Here is a 17680-nt window from a genome sequence, read left to right as displayed (position 1 = left end):
CCTACTCCCGCCCCGGCGCCACGAACCCCGACTCGTAGGCCCAGACGACGAGCTGCGCGCGGTCGTGGGCTCCGATCTTGGCCATGATCCGGTTGACGTGCGTCTTCGCCGTCAGCGGCGAGATGACGAGCTCGGTCGCGATCTCGTCGTTGGAGCGTCCGCGGGCGACGAGTGTGAGGATCTCCTCCTCGCGCGGGGTGAGCGCGTCGAGGGGAGCCTGCGGGGCGTCCACGGGGCGTGCGGGCGCGGCCGCGAGGTACTTCGCGATCAGCCCGCGGGTCGCCGCGGGTGACAGCAGGGCGTCTCCGGCGTCGATGGCGCGCACCGCACGCACGATCTCGTCGGGCTCCGAGCCCTTGCCGATGAAGCCGCTCGCGCCCGCCCGCAGCGCCGCGACGACGTTGTCGTCGTCTTCGAACGTGGTGAGGATGAGCACGCGCGTGCGGGCGAGCGCCGGGTCGCGGCAGATGCGCGCCGTGGCTTCGATGCCGTCGAGCTGCGGCATCCGAATGTCCATCAGAACGACATCCGGATGCTGCGCCATGGCGACCGCGACGGCTTCGGCCCCGTCGACGGCCTCGCCGACGACCTCGACGTCGGCGGCTGCGCGCAGGATCTCGCGCACCGCGGTGCGGATGAGCGCCTGGTCGTCGACGATGAGCACGCGGATCATGCCGAGACCTTTTCGTTCGATGAGCGCCCGCACGGCAGCGTGATCGCGAGTCGGAACGTGCCGCCCGTGCGGCCGGCATCGATCGTGCCGTGCAGCGCGTCGACTCGTTCACGGATGCCGCGAAGACCGTGCCCGCCGTCGCTGCGCGTCTCGCCGCCGGGGTCGACGGGGTTGCTGACGATGATCGCGAGTTGGTCGGCGTCGGCGCGCAGGAGCAGGTGCGCGCGCCGTTCGATCCCGTGCTTGAGCACGTTGGTGAGGCCTTCCTGGATCACCCGGTACGCGACGACGTCCAGGCTCGTGGGAAGGTCGTCCAGCGAACCCTCGCGGCGCACGGTCACGTGAAGCCCCGAGTCCTCGAATCCGGCCACCAGTTCGTCGAGGCCGGCGAGTCCCACCGCGGGTGAGCGCTCGGCCTGGTCCTCGGGCAGGCGCAGCGTCGCGAGCAGGTCGCCGATCTCACCGAGCACGGCGCGCGACGCGGTGCGGATGGTCGACAGCGCCTCGCGGGCGACTTCGGGCCGGTCGTCGATCGCGGAGCTGGCGACTCCCGCGTTGAGGCTGATCACCGAGATCTGGTGGGCGACGGCGTCGTGCAGGTCGCGCGCGATGCGCAGCCGGTCCTCGACGACCCTGCGAGAGGCCTCCGCTTCGCGGGTCTGCTCCGCGGTGATCGCGCGTTGCACGATGCCCTCGACGTAGGCGCGGCGGGAGCGGGTGGCGTCGCCGACCGCGAAGGCGAGACACATCGTCACGACGACCTCGAACACCGCGGGAACGCGCATGTCGGGCCGCCACAGCAGAGCGACGAGCGTCATGACGGCGACTGACCCCGCGAGCGCCCACGCGGCAGCCTTCCGCTCCTTCTGCAGCGTCACGGTGTACAGGGCGATCACCGACGCGAACGTCGAGCCCGGCGTCAGCGGGAAGCTCACCATCGCGACGCAGAAGCAGGCCACGCATGCGATCAGCACCGGCCACGCAAAGCGCCGCCGCACAAGCACGAGCAGCGCCGGCAGCACCGAGACGATCCAGCCGAGCGTCGTGCGGTCGGCTGGCGACTCGGGAAACCGACCGGCCGCCGACAGCAGCACGACCAGGGCGGCGGCAATGTCCCACACGACCGGTGGCACGCGCAGCCCGGGCGGGCTCGGACGCAGCGGTTCGAAGGTCACGCTCTCAGCTTGCCCGCGGCTGCGGGCGTTGTCATGTACCCGGCACGGTAGGCCGGGTACCGCCAACGCGGTACGGCAATGCCCGCGCTGGGTGGATGCTTCGACCCGCGGCATCCGTGAGGGTGGAAAGAGCGGGCGCACTCGATGCCCGCGCCGTCAGGAGGCTCCCATGGGCACCCCCGTTCTCTCGGCCCGCGACCTGTACAAGACGTACGGGTCCGGCGCCGGCCGTTTCGACGCGTTGAAGGGGGTGGATCTGGACATCGCCGAGGGCGAGAGCCTCGCCATCATCGGCAAGTCCGGCTCGGGCAAGTCGACGCTCATGCACCTGCTCGCGCTCATGGACGAGCCCAGCTCCGGCGAGATCCTGCTGGAGGGCGCCGCGACCGACCGCCTGCGGGGCCGAGCCCTGAACCGCGTGCGCAACAAGACGTTCGGGTTCGTGTTCCAGCAGTTCTTCCTCACCGCCGGGCAGACCGTGCTCGAGAACGTGGTGCTGCCGTTGAAGATCGCCGGCGTCCCGGCCCGCGAGCGCCGGCGCCGGGGCATGGCCGCGCTCGAGCAGCTCGAGCTGGACGACAAGGCCAGGAACAAGGCCCTGAACCTCTCGGGCGGGCAGAAGCAGCGCACGGTCATCGCGCGCGCCCTCGTCAACAACCCGCGCATCATCTTCGCCGACGAGCCCACGGGCAACCTCGACTCGAACACCGGAGCGGTGGTGGAGGACATCCTGTTCGGACTCAACCGGGAGCAGGGCATCACCCTCGTCGTCGTCACGCACGACGAAGACCTCGCTGCGCGCTGCGACCGGCGCATCCACATCCGAGACGGACGCATCGTCCAAGAGGAGGCGGCGGCGTGAGAACCCTCGACCTGATCGGCACCGCGGTCGGCAACACGTTCCGCTCGAAGACCCGCACGATCCTGACGATCCTCGCGATCTTCATCGGCGCTTTCACCCTCACCGTCACCAACGGCCTCGGCACCGGCATCAACCGCTACATCGACGACACCGTGGCCACGTTCGGCGCCAGCGACGTCATGACCGTCACCAAGAACGCCGACGACGCTCGAACCGGCGACGGCCCTCGGGAGTACGACCCCGACACCGTCACCGCGGGCGCCGGGGGCGGGAGCATGCCCGGCACGAGCATCGCCGTGATGACCCAGGACGACCTCGACCAGCTCGCCGCCATCGACGGCGCCGAGAAGGTCGAGCCGGTGCGGTCGCTGTCGGTCGACTTCATCCAGTACGACGGCGGTACGAGGTACACCATCGGCGCGGGCTCGATCGTGCCGGGGCAGACGCTGCAGCTCACCTCCGGCGCGCAGCCCGACGACAGCGCCGGCGCGTTCGAGCTCGCACTGCCGGTCGCGTACGTCGACGCCCTCGGGTTCGCGGATGCCGATTCCGCCGTCGGCCGCACGGTGACGCTCGCCGTCACCGACGCGACGGGGGTGCGCCACACGCTCGAGGCCGAGATCACCGGCGTCGCCGAGGATACCTTCGACCTCACCGGAGGGTCGGGCAGCTTCACGCCCAACGACGCGCTCGCGACCGAGATCCACGACCTCGGTCAGACCGGGCTTCAGGCGGACCAGCAGGGCAGGTACCGGCAGGCCCGCGTGTGGTTCGACTCCGACGCGACCCCGCAGCAGGTCGACGACCTGAAGGCGGCGCTGTCCGACGCCGGGTTCACCGGCACGACCGTCGCCGACCAGCTGGGCACTTTCAAGACCGTGATCGACGGCATCGTGCTGGTGCTCAACGCGTTCGCGATCATCGCGCTGCTGGCTGCGAGCTTCGGCATCATCAACACGCTGTACATGTCGGTGCAGGAGCGCACGCGCGAGATCGGGCTGATGAAGGCCATGGGCATGGGCTCGGGCCGCGTCTTCAGCCTGTTCAGCCTCGAGGCGACCTTCATCGGGTTCCTCGGCAGCGCGCTGGGCGTCGTGATCGGCATGCTCGCGGGCACCGCGATCAGCGGTGTGCTGTCGTCCACGCTGCTGGCCGACCTGGCAGGCCTGCAGCTGATCGCCTTCGACGCGACCTCGATCGCGGCCATCGTGCTGCTCGTCATGGCGATCGCGTTCCTCGCCGGCACCCTCCCCGCAGCCCGCGCGGCCCGTCAGGACCCGGTCGAGTCGCTCCGCTACGAGTGACCTCGGCCGGACGGGGCATCCGTCCGGTCCGCTCGTCCCGGGGCGCGGGAGGATGATGGACCCATGCCCGCCGCCCACCGCCCCGGTCTCAGGGTGGACTCTGCGATCACGATCCCCGAGTCCGAGCTGACCTGGCGGTTCTCGCGATCCTCAGGGCCTGGCGGGCAGGGTGTGAACACGGCGGACTCCCGTGTGGAGCTCGCGTGGGATGCGGCGCGCTCGACCGCCCTCTCGCCGTTCCAGCGAGAGCGGCTTCTGGCGCGCCTCGGCGGCCGCCTCGTCGGTGGAGTGCTGACCATCACCGCATCCGAGCACCGCGCCCAGTTGCGCAACCGGGAGGCCGCGCGCGCTCGGCTGGCCGCCGTCGTGGCCGACGCCCTGCGCCCTCCCTCGCCGTCTCGCCGACCGACGGCTCCGAGCCGGCGCGCCAAGGAACGGCGGCTGGAGGCGAAGAAGCGACGCACCGACGTCAAGCAGCTGCGCCGACCCCCGCACGACTGACGACGCAGAGGCAGCCCGACGGCCCCCTTCGGGCTCGCCGGGCCTGGGGCACGGCAGCATGAACGGGTGAATGTCTTCGAGTTCTCGCCGCGGGACGTCGGGCGCCGGCATCCGTCGACGACCATGCGTTCCGAGCCGGCGCTCTGAACGGCCCCGCGACCGGTCGTCAGCGCGCGATGCCGCTGCGCGAGCGCAGCACCTCGGCGAGGCGCTCGAGCTGCGAGGCGTTCTCGAGGGCGGAGCCCACGGCCGCGACCCGCACGCCCGCGGCGAGGTATTCCTCGACGTTCGAGGCATCCAGCCCGCCCGTCGCGACGAACCGCACCTGCGGGAACGGCCCGCGCATGTGCCGGAACCACCCGCTGCCCAGCCACGTCGCGGGGAAGGCCTTCAGCCACGTGAGGCCGAGCGACACCGCGAGCTGCACCTCGCTGGGTGTCGCGACGCCGGGCAGGATCGGGATGCCGGCCTCCTGCGCCGCCCGCACCACGACCGGGTCCAGGCCGGGCGAGACGAGGTAGGCCGCGCCCGCGTCGGCGGCGAGCGCCACCTGCGCGGGCGTGAGGATCGTGCCGGCCCCGACGCTCTTTGCGCGCTGCGCGCCGAGGGCGACCACCGCGCGCAGGGCGCGTTCGTCCTCGTCGGTCTGCAGCGGCACCTCGACAGAGTCGATTCCGAGGTCCCACGCCGTCTCGGAGAGCCGCGCCGAGCGCTCCAGGCCCATGCCCCGCAGGATCGCCATGAGCGGCGCCCCCGCGAACGCGGTGTCGAACCAGTCGCCGCCGGTCGCGGCATCCGTTGTGATCGTCATGGGCGTCCTTCCGCCGGGGGCGTCGTTCAAGGTGTCGGATTCGGGATGCCGCCGGCCGGCGCGTCGTCGAGGGAGTCGGTCGTGGTCTGCAGGGTGCGCGCTGCGCGCTCGTGGCCGGCGCGCAGGCGATCGGCGACGGAGTCCCCCGAGAGGAGTCCCGCGAGATACCCGCCGGCGAACGCGTCGCCGGCCCCCACGGCCTCGACGACCTCGACCACAAGCGCCGGCTCGAACACCTCGTCGGCGCCGACGTACGCCGTCGCTCCCACGTCGCCGTCCTTGACGACGAGCTCTGCGACCCCCGGCAGCAGCGACCGCACGTCGGCCGCGGTGGGGGTGCCCCACAGGGTCTCGGCCTCGTCGCGGCCGACGAGCACGATGTCGGCGCCGCGGGCGAGCTCGAGCAGCACCGCGGCGGCCGGGGCGGCCTCGTCCGGTGCCGTCGAGGGCTGTGTGTCGAGACCATGCCACAGCGCAGCCCGGTGGTTCACGTCGAATGAGACCGGCACGCCGTGCTCGCGGGCGCGGGCGATCACGCGCGCGAGGAACGCGCGGGCCGACGTCGAGATCGCCGCCGTGATGCCCGACACGTGCAGCAGGTCGATGCCGTCGAACGACACCGCGTCGGCGTCGCGCAGGTCGAGGGCCGAAGCGGCCGAACCGCGGCGGAAGTACAGCACGCCGTTGCCGGGGTCCTTCACGTACAGGCCCGTCGGGCGCGCGGAGTCGTAGGCGACGCGCGACACGTCCACCCCCCGCTCGGCGAGCTGACGCGCGATGCGTCGCCCGAGCGCGTCCGCGCCCAGCCGGCTGAACCACACCGCCCGGTGCCCGAGCGCGGCCACATGGACCGCGACGTTCGACTCGGCCCCGCCGGCATCCAGCAGGAACGCGTCGGCGTCGGCGACCGGCTCGGCCACCACGGGCGCGACCATCGCCATCGTCTCGCCGATCGCGAGCAGGGTCTTCAGCACGGATCCAGCGTAGCCAGCGCGCGGGCTGCGGCCCGCCGCATCCGCTCTGCTCCCGAAGCCCGCCCCGACTCGGCGATCCGGCCGAACTCGGACGAGTCCCCCGCACTCGCCCGAATCCCGGCAGCTCCCCGAGCACCGGCCGGGCGAACGCCCGTCGCCTCCACGCAAGGCGGAACCGGCGGCAGGCTCATCGCAGCCCGGTGATGGGCGCGGCGTCCATGTCGTCGAAGGACTGGTTCTCGCCGGCCATCGCCCACACGAACGAGTACGCGGCCGTGCCGACGCCCGAGTGCAGCGACCACGACGGCGAGATGACCGCCTGCCGGTCGGCGACGATGAGGTGCCGGGTCTGGTCGCGCTCGCCCAGCAGGTGCACGACACGGGCGTCTTCGGGCACGTCGAAGTACAGGTAGCACTCGGTGCGGCGGTCGTGGGTGTGGGCGGGCATCGTGTTCCACATCGACCCCGGGTGCAGCTCGGTGACACCCATCACGATCTGGCAGCTCTTCACGCCGTTCTCGTGGATGATCTGCGTCAGCGTGCGGCGGTTCGAGGTGAGCTGGTCACCGAGCTCGCGCACCGTGCCCTCGCCGGGCGAGACGAGCGCGGCGGGGTACGCGGTGTGCGCGGGCGCCGAGAAGAGGTAGAACTGCGCGGCCGCGGCATCCCCCGCATCGGCGAAGACGACAGACCGGATGCCGCGCCCGAGGTACAGGCACGCGCCCTTGACGAGCGTGTGCACCTCGCCGTCGGCGGTGACCGTGCCGGTGCCCCCGACGTTGACGATGCCGAGCTCGCGGTGCTCGAGGAAGTACTCGCTGCGGATCTCGGGGTAGCCGCCCAGCGCGAGCGCTGCACCGGCGGGCACCGCTCCGCCCAGCACGATGCGGTCGTGGTGCGTGTAGGTGAGGCGGATCTCGCCCGGCACGAACACGTCCGGCACGAGATAGGTCGCGCGCAGTTCGTCCGTGGTCATGCCGGGGATCTGGACGGGGTTGGTCGCGTAGCGCTGGGGGATGCGGGTCTCGGTCATGGGTCTCTCCTGGTTCGGTGTCTTCGGTCGCAGTCGCGCTCAGCGCACGAGCCAGCCGCCGTCGACGGGGATGATCGCGCCGGTGACGTAGGCGGCGGCATCCGATGCGAGAAAGACGACAGCCCCCTGCAGGTCGGATGCCTCGCCCCAGCGCCCCGCGGGGATCCGGCCGAGGATCGACGCGGCGCGGTCCTCGTCGGCGCGCAGCGGCGCGGTGTTGTCGGTCGCGATGTACCCGGGCGCGATCGCGTTGACGGTGACCCCGCCAGCCGCCCACTCGTTCGCGAGCGCCTTCGTAAGCCCCGCGACCGCGTGCTTGGACGCGGTGTAGGCCGGTACACGGATCCCGCCCTGGAACGACAGCATCGAGGCGACGTTGATGATGCGGCCGCGACCCTGCGCGAGCATGTGACGGCCGGCGGCCTGCGAGAGGTGGAACACCGCGTCGAGGTTGACGGTGAGCACGTCGTCCCAGTCCGAGGCGGGATGGTCGACGGCGGGCGAGCGGCGGATCGTGCCGGCGTTGTTCACGAGGATGTCGAGGCCGCCGAGTTCGGCGATCGCCTCATCGACCGCCGCCGACAGCTCGCCGGGCGTCGCCGAGACGAGGTCGCGGCCGATCAGGTGCGCGCGTCGCCCTGCCCGGCGCACCAGATCGGCGGTGGCGGAGGCGTCGCCGCGGTCCAGCAGAGCGACGTCGGCGCCGGCTTCGGCGAGCGCGACGGCGGCGCCCTGCCCGAGCCCGCGGCTCGAGCCGGTCACGAGCGCGACGCGGCCGTCGAGGCGGAACGAGTCGAGGATCATGCGAAGGCTCCCGTCAGGGTCGATGCGCGACGGCGGGTGCTCACCAGTACTTCTTCCAGTCCGGCCGGGTCACCCGCATGAGCGCCTCGACGAAGAAGTAGTCGCCCCACAGGGTGCCCTCGTCCACGCCGTTGTCCCTGGGCAGGTCGTACACCGAGTGCAGGATCAGGGCGTCCGAGTCTTCGGGGCGGGCCGGCGTGTAGTGGTCGACGAGGGCTGCGAGCATGGCGTGCGCGCGAGCGGTCCACTCGGCCGCGGTCGCGGCATCCGTCTCGACCTGTGCCAGTTCGAGCAGCCCGCACACAGCGATCGCCGCCGACGAGCTGTCGCGCGGCGCGTCGCTGCCGTCGGTGTACACGAGGTCCCAGAACGGCACGCCGTCGGCGGGCAGGTGCGCCAGGAGGTAGCGGGCGCAGCGGCGGGATGCCTCGAGCAGGCGCTCGTCGCCGGTGGCGGCGTAGCTCAGCGCGAAGCCGTAGACGCCCCACGCCTGCCCGCGCGCCCAGCAGGAGTGGTCGAACGCGCCCTGCTCGGTCGCCCCGCGAACAGGTTCGCCGGTCTGGGCATCCCAGTAGAAGGTGTGGAAGGTCGAGTCGTCCTCGCGAACGATGTGCTCGCGCAGCTGCGCCGTGTGGCGACGGACCGCGTCGGCGTAGCGCTGGTCGCCCGTCTGCTCGGCTGCCCACGTGAGCAGCGGCATGTTCATCAGGCTGTCGATGATCGTGCGCCCGCGCTGGGCGGGGTCGGAGAGATCCCCCCACGCCTGGATGATGCCGGCCGGCTCGAGGAATCGGCGCATGAGCGCGTCGGCGGCCTCGATCGACGCGCGACGGGCGTCCTCATCGCCGAGCAGCCGCCACGCGGCGACCGTCGACAGCGTGTATAGGAACCCGAGGTCGTGCGTCTCAAGGTCTTCCTCGGCGCGTACGCGGCGGGCGAAGTCGCGCGTGTCGACCAGGGCCGCGTTCTTGAACGCGTCGTCGCCGGTGAGCTCCCACGCGAGCCACAGCTGCCCCGTGCGGAAGCTCGTGGTCCAGCCACGGTTGCCGCCCTCGGGGATGGCGCCCTCGGCCGGGCGGCGCTCGTAGCGGTCGCCCGCCGTCGTGTCGTCGGGGTACGCGGCGCCGAAGGTCTCGGTGTTCCGGCGGATCGTCGTGAGCGCGGCCTGCACGGCGGAGTCTGTGGTGGTCGTGCCCGGGATGGGCGACAGAGTCGTCATGGAGGGGATCCTTCGTGGGTCGTGACGGAATGGATGCCGGGGCTTCAGGCCCGAGCGGCGGCCGATCCGTCGATTCCGGGCGCGGGCCTGCGTCCAGGTCGCGCGGTAGCCGTACAGGGGCCCATCGATCACCGGTCGGTGCCGGAGGCGCCTGCGGGGCGTGCGAGGCGACTGGTGGTCGCCGTGCGGTCGGGCCACGTGACCCGGACGGTGGTCTGCGCGCCGCGCTCGTCGATCTCGACGGCCGCGGCGGCGGTGTCTGCGGCGCTGTGCGCGCGGGTGAGCTCCACGAGCGTCGCGACCCAGACGCCGACCACGAGCGGCTCATCGGTCACGGGCACGGCGGCGTCGCGGCCGAGCGGGCTCGCGTCTGTGCGGCGCTGGAGGCCGGGCGCGCCGGCGCCGAGAAGGGGGCGGATGCTGCTGCGCACCCCGTTCGCGCACGCCGAGGCGCCTCGCGACGAGACCCCGGCGGCCACGGCGCCGGCGGCGATCGCCCACCCGCCGACGCGCAGCCGCAGCGACGAGGCGTCCAGGCCGGGTGCGAGGGACTCGACCCGTGAGAGGCGCACCTCCCATGGTCCGCGCAGAAGCGAGTGGACTACGAGCGACGCGGCGACCTCGGCGTCTGCGGCCAGGCCCGAGCCGTGGCGGTGCTCGATCGGGTGCGGGGCGATCCAGTGGGCGCGGGCGCGGGATGCCGCGATCCCGACGATCCCGCCTTCGTCGTCCTGCACGCGCACGTCGATCAGCTCCATTGCGGCGCGGTGCGTGGCGCGGCCTGCGGCATCGACGAGTGCGACCGACTGCTCGAGCGGCTCCTCCCACGCCGACGCGTTCGCGAGCGGGCTCGTCGAGGTGGAGTAGCCGATGCGGGCATACAGCGGCGAGTCGCCGACGAGCGTGTCGGCGGCGGCGTGGTCGGTGCCGTGGTTCGCGATCCGCACGATGCCGTCTGCCGCGGTGCCCGACACGATCCATCCCGCCGAGCGCACGGCGCGCAGGTCGTCGCCGGTCTCGATCGGCAGCGGCTCGCTCGGGGCGCTCCACACGGGGTGATCCGCTGGCAGAGCCACGCCGAGCAGTCCCTTCACGGCCCAGTACGGCGACCCGGGGCCGGAGTAGGACTGGGCGAGGTCGCGCCATGGGCCGTGCCATCCCATCGTGAGCACGCCGTCGTCGTCCGGGACGCCCGCGTCGGCGAAGTGGCGCACGACCCTGTCCGCCGCGCGGCGCAGCCGTCCGAGCGGCACCGACGGCACCCCGACGAGCGCACCGGCCCAGAACGGGGCGGCGGCGGCGTAGCGGTAGATGAGGCTGCGACCCTGGATGAGCGGTGAGCCGTCCGCGCCGACGAGGGCGACGGCATCCTGAACAAAGCGGTCAAGGCGCGCGATGTCGCCCGCGGTGCGGCCCGCGGCGAGCTCGTCCGCGCCTTGCATGCGTGCCCACAGCACGGGGTACAGGTGCAGCGCCCACCCGACGTAGTGGTCGTACGAGCGCTCGAAGCCGTCGGAGATCCAGCCGTCCTCGCGCACGAGCGCGTCGTGCAGCGCGAGGTCTGCGGCGATGTCGTCCTGCGACCACGGGCCGCCGACCGAGCGCAGGAAGGTCTGCACCACGACCCGGAACCACAGCCAGTTCGTCTTGGGGTAGGTGTCGTCGCCGACGACGGGGGCCAGCCACGCGATGGCCCGCTCCTGCGTCACCGCGTCGAGGCGGTCCCAGATCCAGGGGCGGGTCAGATCGAGCACCAGGGCGATCGAGGCCGCCTCGACCTTCGCCTGCGCGTGCTCGTCGATGCGCACCCAGCGGTCCGCGGCATGCGGGTCGACACCCGTGGCAAGGCCCCGCGCGTAGAAGTCGATGAGATCGTCGACGCCCTCGCCGCGAGCGCCTGCGATACGGAAGCCGGCGAGCAGGAAGGTGCGCGCGAACCCCTCGAGGCCGTCGACCGCGCGGCCGTAGCCGCCCTCGGCACCGGGGAAGGTGATGCGGCCGTTGCCGGTCGAGGCGTACTCGCGGGCGGTGTCGAGAAGGCGGTCGGCGTACGCGAGCCATTCGTCGCGGGTCCAGTCGGCGCCCGTGAGCTGCTCGGGCGTGATGTGCTGGACCGACACGGCCTCTCCTTCGATGGCATTCCGTCTCCGCACGGTGCGGCGACCGTTTGGGAGCGTAGCAATCCATTTCGATCATTGCAAGATTGAATGCGGTTCGTTATGATCGTTTGTGATCGCTTGACGGCGAGGAGTCAACGAGGCGAGACCGACGACCCGGTGCTCGCGCACTCGTGGGGCGCGCGAGTGACCGCCTCGATCTCGGCGTCACGACGCGCGAGAGCGCCACGGTCGCGATAGAACTGGACCAGCCCTACCCAGAGGACGCCCGATGACCGACAACTCCCCGGCGCTGCTCGCCGCCGAGCGACACGCCCGCGTGCTGGCCGCCCTCGCGCGCGACGGCGCCGTGCGAGTGTCCCAGCTGCTGGACGAGCTCGGCGTGGCCCCCGTCACGCTGCGGCGCGACCTCGCCCAGCTCGAGCGCGACGGGCTGCTGGTGCGCGTGCACGGCGGCGCAGTGCCGCCGACCGAGAGCACGGCGCGCGAGGCCGGCGCGACGCGGGCGGCATCCGCAGCCGCAACCGGATCGATCGCCGTCCTCGTGCCGTCGCTGAACCACTACTGGCCGGCCGTCGTTCGCGGCGCCGAGGCCGAGGCCGCGCGCCAGGGCATGCGCGTCGTGCTGCGCGGCACGTCGTACGAACTGCAGGACGAGCGCCCCGTGCTGGAGCGACTGGTGCACGTCGAGGGGGTGCGCGGGCTCGTCGTGGCCCCGAACACCGACACCCCGCACGCGCAGGACGTCGTGCAGTGGCTGGCCGACTCGGGTCGGCCGAGCGTGCTCGTCGAGCGCGATGCCGTGCTGCTGCCCGGCGGCGCGCCCGTGGAGTCGGTCACGACCGACCACGCGCTCGGCGCGGTGCTGGCCGCGCGCCACCTCGCGGCGCTCGGGCACCGCCGTGTCGGGCTGATCCTCGCGCGCGACTCGCCCACCTCGCGCAAGATCGCGGCAGGCTGGCAGGCGGCGTGCGCCGAGCTGGGGCTGACTCCCACCGACCACTTCGAGACGAGCCTTCCGCCGCGCACCAGCCCGGACTTCTCAGCGGTCGTCGACACGGCGCTCGACGCGGCGCTGCGACACTCGGTGACGGCGCTGCTCGTGCACTCCGACCCCGAGGCGATGGCCTTCGTCGACCTCGCTCTCAACCGCGGCATCTCCGTGCCGGGCGACCTGTCGGTCATCGCCTACGACGACGAGGTCGCCGAGCTCTTCGCGCCTGCGCTCACGGCCGTCGCCCCGCCCCGGGTGCACCTCGGCCGCGCCGCCGTCGACCTCGTCACGCGGCGCCTCGACGACCCCGACCGGCCCGTGCATCGGGTGGTGCTCAGCCCGACGCTCAACGTGCGCGGGTCGACCTCGGCGCCCCGCGGCGCCTGACGGAGGGCGCCCCCGCCGGCCGGGGGTCGGCGATCCGCCGACCGGGGTCGGCGATCCGCCCAGGTCGGACAGCCCCGCCGCATCCGCCCCAATCCCGGCATCCGCCCCAATCCCGGCAGCCGCCCGAGTCTCGGCCGCCGTCAGCCGATGGGTTCGGCCGCCTTGCGCGCGGCGCGCGCCGACGAGCGGACCGCGCCGATGCTCGCGACGATCACCAGCGCGATGCCGCCCAGCTGCAGCGGCGTCAGCTGCTGGCCGAGCAGCGCGAAGCCGGCCAGGGCCGCCGTCGCGGGCGAGAGGCTCATGAGGATCGCGAAGGCGGCCGCCGGCAGTCGCCGCAGCGCGATCAGCTCGAGCGCGTAGGGGATCGTCGACGACAGCAGCGCGACGGCGGCGCCACGACCGAGCAGATCCAGCCGCAGGAGCGCGTCACCTGCCGACACGATGCCCAGCGGAAGCGACAGCACCGCGCCCACCGTCATCGCAAGCGCCAGCCCGTCGAGCTTCGGGAACTCGCGACCCACGCGCGCGGCCACCAGGATGTACAGCGCCCAGCTCGCCGCCGCACCGGCCGCGAAGAGCACGCCGAGCGGGTCGAGGCGGTCCCACCCCCCGCCGCCCAGGGCGGCGACCCCCGCCAGCGCGAGCGCCGCCCACAGCCACGCCGACGCCCGGCGGCTCGCCACGATCGACAGCACGAGCGGGCCGAGCACCTCGATCGTGACCGTCACTCCGAGCGGCAGCCGATTGAGCGCGAGATAGAACAGGCCGTTCATGGTCATGAGCACCAGGCCGAACAGCACCACCGCCCACCAGGCGGCACGCGAGTGCCCCCGCAGCGAGGGCCGCGCGACGAGCAGCAGCACGATCGACGAGAACACCAGCCGAAGCATCACCATGCCCAGCGGCCCGACCTCGTCGAACATCAGCACCGCGATCGCCGCGCCGATCTCCTGACACACGAGCCCGACCACGACCAGGAGGATCGCGGGGGTCGTGCCCGCCCGGGCGCTCACGGCCGCCCCGCGCGAGAGGTGCGCGTCAGGGCGCGGGGATCGGGCAGATCGCCCCCTGCGTGACGGCGTCGTGATACTGCTCGGCCGTCCAGGGCAGCCCCGCCTCGGGCAGGGTCGCGCCGGGCGCCGCAGGCGCCTTGGACGCGATCGCGGCCAGTTCCCACGCGAGCGCGGTGACGAGGTTGCCGCCGGAAGCGGAGTTGTTCAGCACGACTGCCACCGTGAGCCCGCTGTTCGGATCCGACCACGCCGAGACAGCGTACCCGAGGGTCGAGCCGGTCTGGCCGACCAGCGCCCCCGCGTGCAGGGCTCCGCCGTCGGCGGTGTACCACGTGGGCGCCCCCGCATAGGCCGGCATCACGTTGTCGAAGCGCTCGGCGCCCTCCTTCTGGAGCGCCCCGACCGCCAGCGCCCGAACGTACTTGCCGACGTCGTGGATGTCGGACACCACGCCGGTGTCGCCGTAGCCGACGCTCGCCGACAGCTGCGTGCGGTCGACCGGTTCGGCGCAGTCGAGCTCGCCCGCGCCGTCGGGCAGGGAGTGGTGCCCGGTCAGCACGGGCGCGTCGCTCGCGACGGCGGTCGTGCCGAGGCTGGGCAGCTGGGTGGCCGCGAGCCCGAGCGGAACCGTGACGTGCGACGCGATCAGGTCCGACAGGGATCGACCGGTCGCCCGTTCCAGCGCCAGGCCCAGCAGCACGTAGTTCGTGTCGGCGTCGACGTAGGTCGCTCCCGGCGCGGAGGCGCGGGGCTTGGCGAGCCCGTAGCTGACCTGCTCGCGCGGATCCCAGCGGCGGGTGGGGTTGCCGATCCAGATCCCCTGCAGCCGGTCGGCGAAGCTGCCGACGCCGCTCGTGCTGTCGCACAGGTCATCGAGCGTGACGTCGGACAGATCGGGCACGCCGGGAACATAATCCGTGACGCTGTCGGCGAGGGCGACGGTGTCCGAGTCGACGAGGTCGTACAGCACGTCGCACACCATGGGGCGGGTCAGCCGCGCCGCCCGGAAGCGCATGTCGTCGGTGATCTCCGCTCCGCCGCCCATCTGCTGCGTGCCCAGGCCCGTGACCCATGTGCCGCTCCAAGGCGCCCACACCCCGACGACGGCACCGGATGCCCCGGCCGCCGCCATGGCGTGGGTGACGGCATCCTCCAACTGGGCCTGGGTCTCGTCGGGGAACGCACGGTCGATCGGGGTCGGACCGGCGATCGGCACCTCGGCCGGAGGTGCGCACGCGCTCAGCCCGACGGCTGCCGCGAGCGCGATGGATGCCGCGACTGCCCGATGCCGCTTGCCCTGGCGCATTCTCACCCCCCGATGATCGTGCATTTCATTCAAACACAGCCCGCGCGATGCACGCGCCACCATCCGTAGGCTGTCGGGTATGACCCATCAGTTCGACGCCGACGCCATCGCCGGGGTGCTGCACCACATGAACGCCGACCACACCGACGACAACGTGCTGATCACCCGTGCTTTTCTGCCCGGCAGCGAGGTCGTGTCGGCGACGATGGGCGGCTTCGACGGCGACGGCGGCGACTGGACTGCGACCCTCTCGGACGGGCGCACGGTCGAGGTGCGGGTGCCGTGGCCCGGCGGCGGGATCACCGAGCGGCGCGAGGTGCGCCGCGAGATCGTCGCACTGTACGACCAGGCCTGCCGTGCGCTCGGGGTAGAGCCGCGTGCGCACGATTGACCGGCAGACCGGTTAGGTAAGGGTAGCCTCACCCCCTAGACTGACGGCATGTCTGAGGTGATCCCCTTCTCCACCGCGCTGCGCGAGCGGTCCAGCACCGCGCACTCTTCGAGCGAGGGCGCCGGATTCATGTCCGACCTCATGAAGGGCGAGGGCACGCGCGAGGACTACGTCGCGCTCGTCGCGCAGCACTGGTTCATCTACGCCGCACTCGAGGCGGCGACCGAGCGCATGCGCACCGACCCCGTGGCATCCGTCTTCATCAGCGACAAGCTGACGCGGCTTCCCGCGCTCGAGGCCGACCTCGAGTTCCTCGTCGGCCCGGACTGGCGCGAGCGCATCGAGCCGCTGCCGACCACACGCCGGTACGTCGAGCGCATCGAGAAGGTCGGCTCCGTGTGGCCGGGCGGCTTCGTCGCCCACCACTACACCCGCTACCTCGGCGACCTGTCGGGGGGCCAGTTCATCGGCCGCCTGATGGCGCGCCGCTTCGGCTTCGAGACCAACGGCATCGGCTTCTACGTCTTCGGCGACATCGCCGACCCGAAGGCCTTCAAAGACGTCTACCGCGAGCAGCTCGACGCGGCGCCGTGGGACGCCGCCGAGCAGGAGCGCGTCATCGATGAGGTGCTTCTCGCCTACCGCTTCAACACCGAGCTGTTCGAAGACCTCGCCGCCGCGAAGGCGTCGCAGGTCGCCTGAGCGCGGGGCCGCCGATTCGGCTCAGGATGCCGCGTCCCGCGCGAGCGACATCCACCTCGCGACGTCGGGGTCGACGCGGATGTCGCTCGGCCGCAGCGGCCGCGTGAGGTACAGGCCGTCGAGCGACGTGAGACGCGACAGTGCGACGTAGGTCTGCCCCGGAGCGAACGCGCCGGTGCCCAGGTCGATGATCGCGCGGTCGTAGGTCTTGCCCTGCGACTTGTGGATCGTGACCGCCCACGCCAGCCGCAGCGGGAACTGCGTGAACTCGGCGACGATCTCGCGGGTCAGCGACTTCGTGCCGGGGTCGTAGGCGTAGCGGAACCTCTCCCACACGGCCGGTTCGACGTCGAACTCCTCGCCGTCGACGTCGACACGCACGGTGCCGCCCGCGATGCGCACGACAGTGCCGATGGTTCCGTTCACCCACCGCGGCGGCTCGCCGAACGCGGCGGTGTCGTTGCGCAGGAACATCACCTGTGCGCCGACCTTCAGCTTCAGCTCGAGGTCGGCCGGGTACGCCGCATCCCCCCGCCCGAAGTCGCCGCTGACCTCGGCCGTCGCCGTCTGCTCGCGGCCGATCAGCTCAGTCAGGTGCCGGCGGTTGATGTTGTTGACGATGTCGTTGCGGGTGGCCAGCGTGATGATCGGATGCTCGCCGTCGGCGGGGTCGGGGGGCGTGCGGGCGCCCGTCTCGTTGAAGACCCCGGCGATGTCGGCGGTGACCCGGCCGTGCCGCACGGCGTTGAGCATCGCCTTGAATGCGGGGTCGTTCTGCCGATGGATCTCGGTCAGCTCGCGGATGTTCAGCTGCGCGCCGAACGGCCCCAGGTCGGCGAAGCCGTCGAGGGCGGAGCCGGCGGCGAGGGCGTCCTGCCGGCCCGTCCACACGTGCGCGTCGAAGAACCAGAACGACCGGTAGTGATCGCGGATGTAGCGCAGCTCGTCGCCGCGCGGCGGCACCGGCGCCAGCTGGTACGGGTCGCCGAACATGACCACCTGCACGCCGCCGAACGGCTCCGATCGCCGCCCCCGCGCCTGCCGCAGCGACCGGTCGATGCCGTCCATGAGGTCGGCGTTGACCATCGACACCTCGTCGATGACGAGCGTGTCGATCGCGTTCAGGATGCGCCGGGTCGCGTCGGACTGCTCGAGCTCGGTCTTGGCGATGAGCCCGATCGGCAGCCGGAACAGCGAGTGGATCGTCTGGCCCTCGACGTTGAGCGCCGCCACCCCGGTCGGCGCGCACACAGCGATCTGCTTGGACGTGTTCCATGCCAGGTGCTGCAGCAGGGTCGACTTGCCGGTGCCCGCGCGCCCGGTCACGAACACGTGCTCGCGCGTGTCTTCGATCAGGCGGAAAAGCGCCTCCTGTTCCGCGGACAGCGCAGTCGTGGTCATCGATTCATGC

General features: G+C 72.3%; 17 protein-coding genes. 6 read left to right on the top strand and 11 right to left on the bottom strand.

Features of this window, described 5'->3' with window-relative positions; translation table 11 throughout:
- Position 1 precedes the first annotated feature (1 nt).
- Positions 2–673, bottom strand: a complete 672-nt coding sequence (locus AB1K54_RS09575) for a response regulator (RefSeq protein ID WP_371202516.1) — start codon at positions 671–673, stop codon at positions 2–4.
- Entirely contained in the window at positions 670–1848 is a 1179-nt protein-coding gene (locus AB1K54_RS09570) for a sensor histidine kinase (protein ID WP_371202515.1), read from the bottom strand. Before AB1K54_RS09570 ends, AB1K54_RS09575 begins: the two co-directional genes overlap by 4 nt.
- Before the next feature lie 169 nt (positions 1849–2017).
- Here AB1K54_RS09570 and AB1K54_RS09565 point away from each other — a divergent pair, with 169 nt between their 5' ends.
- The 3 genes from AB1K54_RS09565 to arfB all read left to right on the top strand — a co-directional run bounded on the left by AB1K54_RS09565 (position 2018) and on the right by arfB (position 4515).
- Entirely contained in the window at positions 2018–2710 is a 693-nt protein-coding gene (locus tag AB1K54_RS09565; RefSeq protein ID WP_371202514.1) for an ABC transporter ATP-binding protein, read from the top strand.
- On the top strand, positions 2707–4014 hold the full coding sequence (locus AB1K54_RS09560) for an ABC transporter permease (RefSeq protein WP_371202513.1): 1308 nt from the start codon (positions 2707–2709) through the stop codon (positions 4012–4014). The genes AB1K54_RS09565 and AB1K54_RS09560 overlap by 4 nt, the downstream gene beginning before the upstream one ends.
- 63 nt (positions 4015–4077) lie before the next feature.
- Positions 4078–4515 (top strand): alternative ribosome rescue aminoacyl-tRNA hydrolase ArfB, encoded by a 438-nt coding sequence (gene arfB / locus AB1K54_RS09555; RefSeq protein ID WP_371202512.1) that lies wholly within the window; start codon positions 4078–4080, stop codon positions 4513–4515.
- Positions 4516–4681: 166 nt separating this feature from the next.
- Here the strand turns inward: arfB and AB1K54_RS09550 are convergent, their stop codons facing one another.
- From AB1K54_RS09550 to AB1K54_RS09525, 6 genes are all read right to left on the bottom strand, one after another.
- Complete coding sequence (locus tag AB1K54_RS09550) at positions 4682–5326, bottom strand: bifunctional 4-hydroxy-2-oxoglutarate aldolase/2-dehydro-3-deoxy-phosphogluconate aldolase (protein ID WP_371202511.1); 645 nt, start codon at positions 5324–5326, stop codon at positions 4682–4684.
- 26 nt (positions 5327–5352) lie between these two features.
- Complete coding sequence (locus AB1K54_RS09545; RefSeq protein WP_371202510.1) at positions 5353–6300, bottom strand: sugar kinase; 948 nt, start codon at positions 6298–6300, stop codon at positions 5353–5355.
- Between the two features lie 187 nt (positions 6301–6487).
- Positions 6488–7333 (bottom strand): 5-dehydro-4-deoxy-D-glucuronate isomerase, encoded by an 846-nt coding sequence (kduI, locus tag AB1K54_RS09540; protein ID WP_371202509.1) that lies wholly within the window; start codon positions 7331–7333, stop codon positions 6488–6490.
- A 39-nt stretch (positions 7334–7372) separates the two neighbouring features.
- Entirely contained in the window at positions 7373–8137 is a 765-nt protein-coding gene (gene kduD / locus AB1K54_RS09535) for a 2-dehydro-3-deoxy-D-gluconate 5-dehydrogenase KduD (protein ID WP_371202508.1), read from the bottom strand.
- Between the two features lie 40 nt (positions 8138–8177).
- Positions 8178–9356 carry a glycoside hydrolase family 88 protein gene (locus AB1K54_RS09530; protein WP_371202507.1) on the bottom strand — a complete coding sequence of 393 codons (1179 nt, stop codon included), beginning with the start codon at positions 9354–9356 and terminating at the stop codon, positions 8178–8180.
- A 128-nt stretch (positions 9357–9484) separates the two neighbouring features.
- Positions 9485–11476, bottom strand: a complete 1992-nt coding sequence (locus AB1K54_RS09525; protein WP_371202506.1) for a DUF2264 domain-containing protein — start codon at positions 11474–11476, stop codon at positions 9485–9487.
- Between the two features lie 268 nt (positions 11477–11744).
- Between AB1K54_RS09525 and AB1K54_RS09520 the strand changes: the two genes are divergently transcribed.
- Positions 11745–12854: a substrate-binding domain-containing protein gene (locus AB1K54_RS09520; RefSeq protein WP_371202505.1), complete on the top strand. Its 1110-nt coding sequence runs from the start codon at positions 11745–11747 to the stop codon at positions 12852–12854.
- Between the two features lie 140 nt (positions 12855–12994).
- Here AB1K54_RS09520 and AB1K54_RS09515 read toward each other — a convergent pair whose 3' ends face one another.
- Complete coding sequence (locus AB1K54_RS09515; protein WP_371202504.1) at positions 12995–13870, bottom strand: DMT family transporter; 876 nt, start codon at positions 13868–13870, stop codon at positions 12995–12997.
- Positions 13871–13895: 25 nt separating this feature from the next.
- Positions 13896–15176, bottom strand: coding sequence for a serine hydrolase domain-containing protein (locus tag AB1K54_RS09510; RefSeq protein ID WP_371202546.1), 1281 nt, complete (start codon positions 15174–15176; stop codon positions 13896–13898).
- Positions 15177–15255: 79 nt separating this feature from the next.
- Between AB1K54_RS09510 and AB1K54_RS09505 the strand changes: the two genes are divergently transcribed.
- Together AB1K54_RS09505 and AB1K54_RS09500 are read left to right on the top strand one after the other, a co-directional pair.
- Complete coding sequence (locus AB1K54_RS09505; RefSeq protein ID WP_371202503.1) at positions 15256–15567, top strand: DUF2470 domain-containing protein; 312 nt, start codon at positions 15256–15258, stop codon at positions 15565–15567.
- A 48-nt stretch (positions 15568–15615) separates the two neighbouring features.
- Positions 15616–16269 (top strand): heme oxygenase (biliverdin-producing), encoded by a 654-nt coding sequence (locus AB1K54_RS09500; protein WP_371202502.1) that lies wholly within the window; start codon positions 15616–15618, stop codon positions 16267–16269.
- 21 nt (positions 16270–16290) lie between these two features.
- On the opposite strand, the gene AB1K54_RS09495 is transcribed toward AB1K54_RS09500, so the two are convergent.
- Positions 16291–17670: an ATP-dependent RecD-like DNA helicase gene (locus tag AB1K54_RS09495; RefSeq protein WP_371202501.1), complete on the bottom strand. Its 1380-nt coding sequence runs from the start codon at positions 17668–17670 to the stop codon at positions 16291–16293.
- Positions 17671–17680 lie beyond the last annotated feature (10 nt).

The sequence above is a fragment of the Microbacterium sp. BWT-B31 genome (assembly GCF_041379855.1).
Taxonomy (GTDB): Bacteria; Actinomycetota; Actinomycetes; order Actinomycetales; family Microbacteriaceae; genus Microbacterium.
This window is presented reverse-complemented; position numbering and strand designations above follow the sequence as displayed.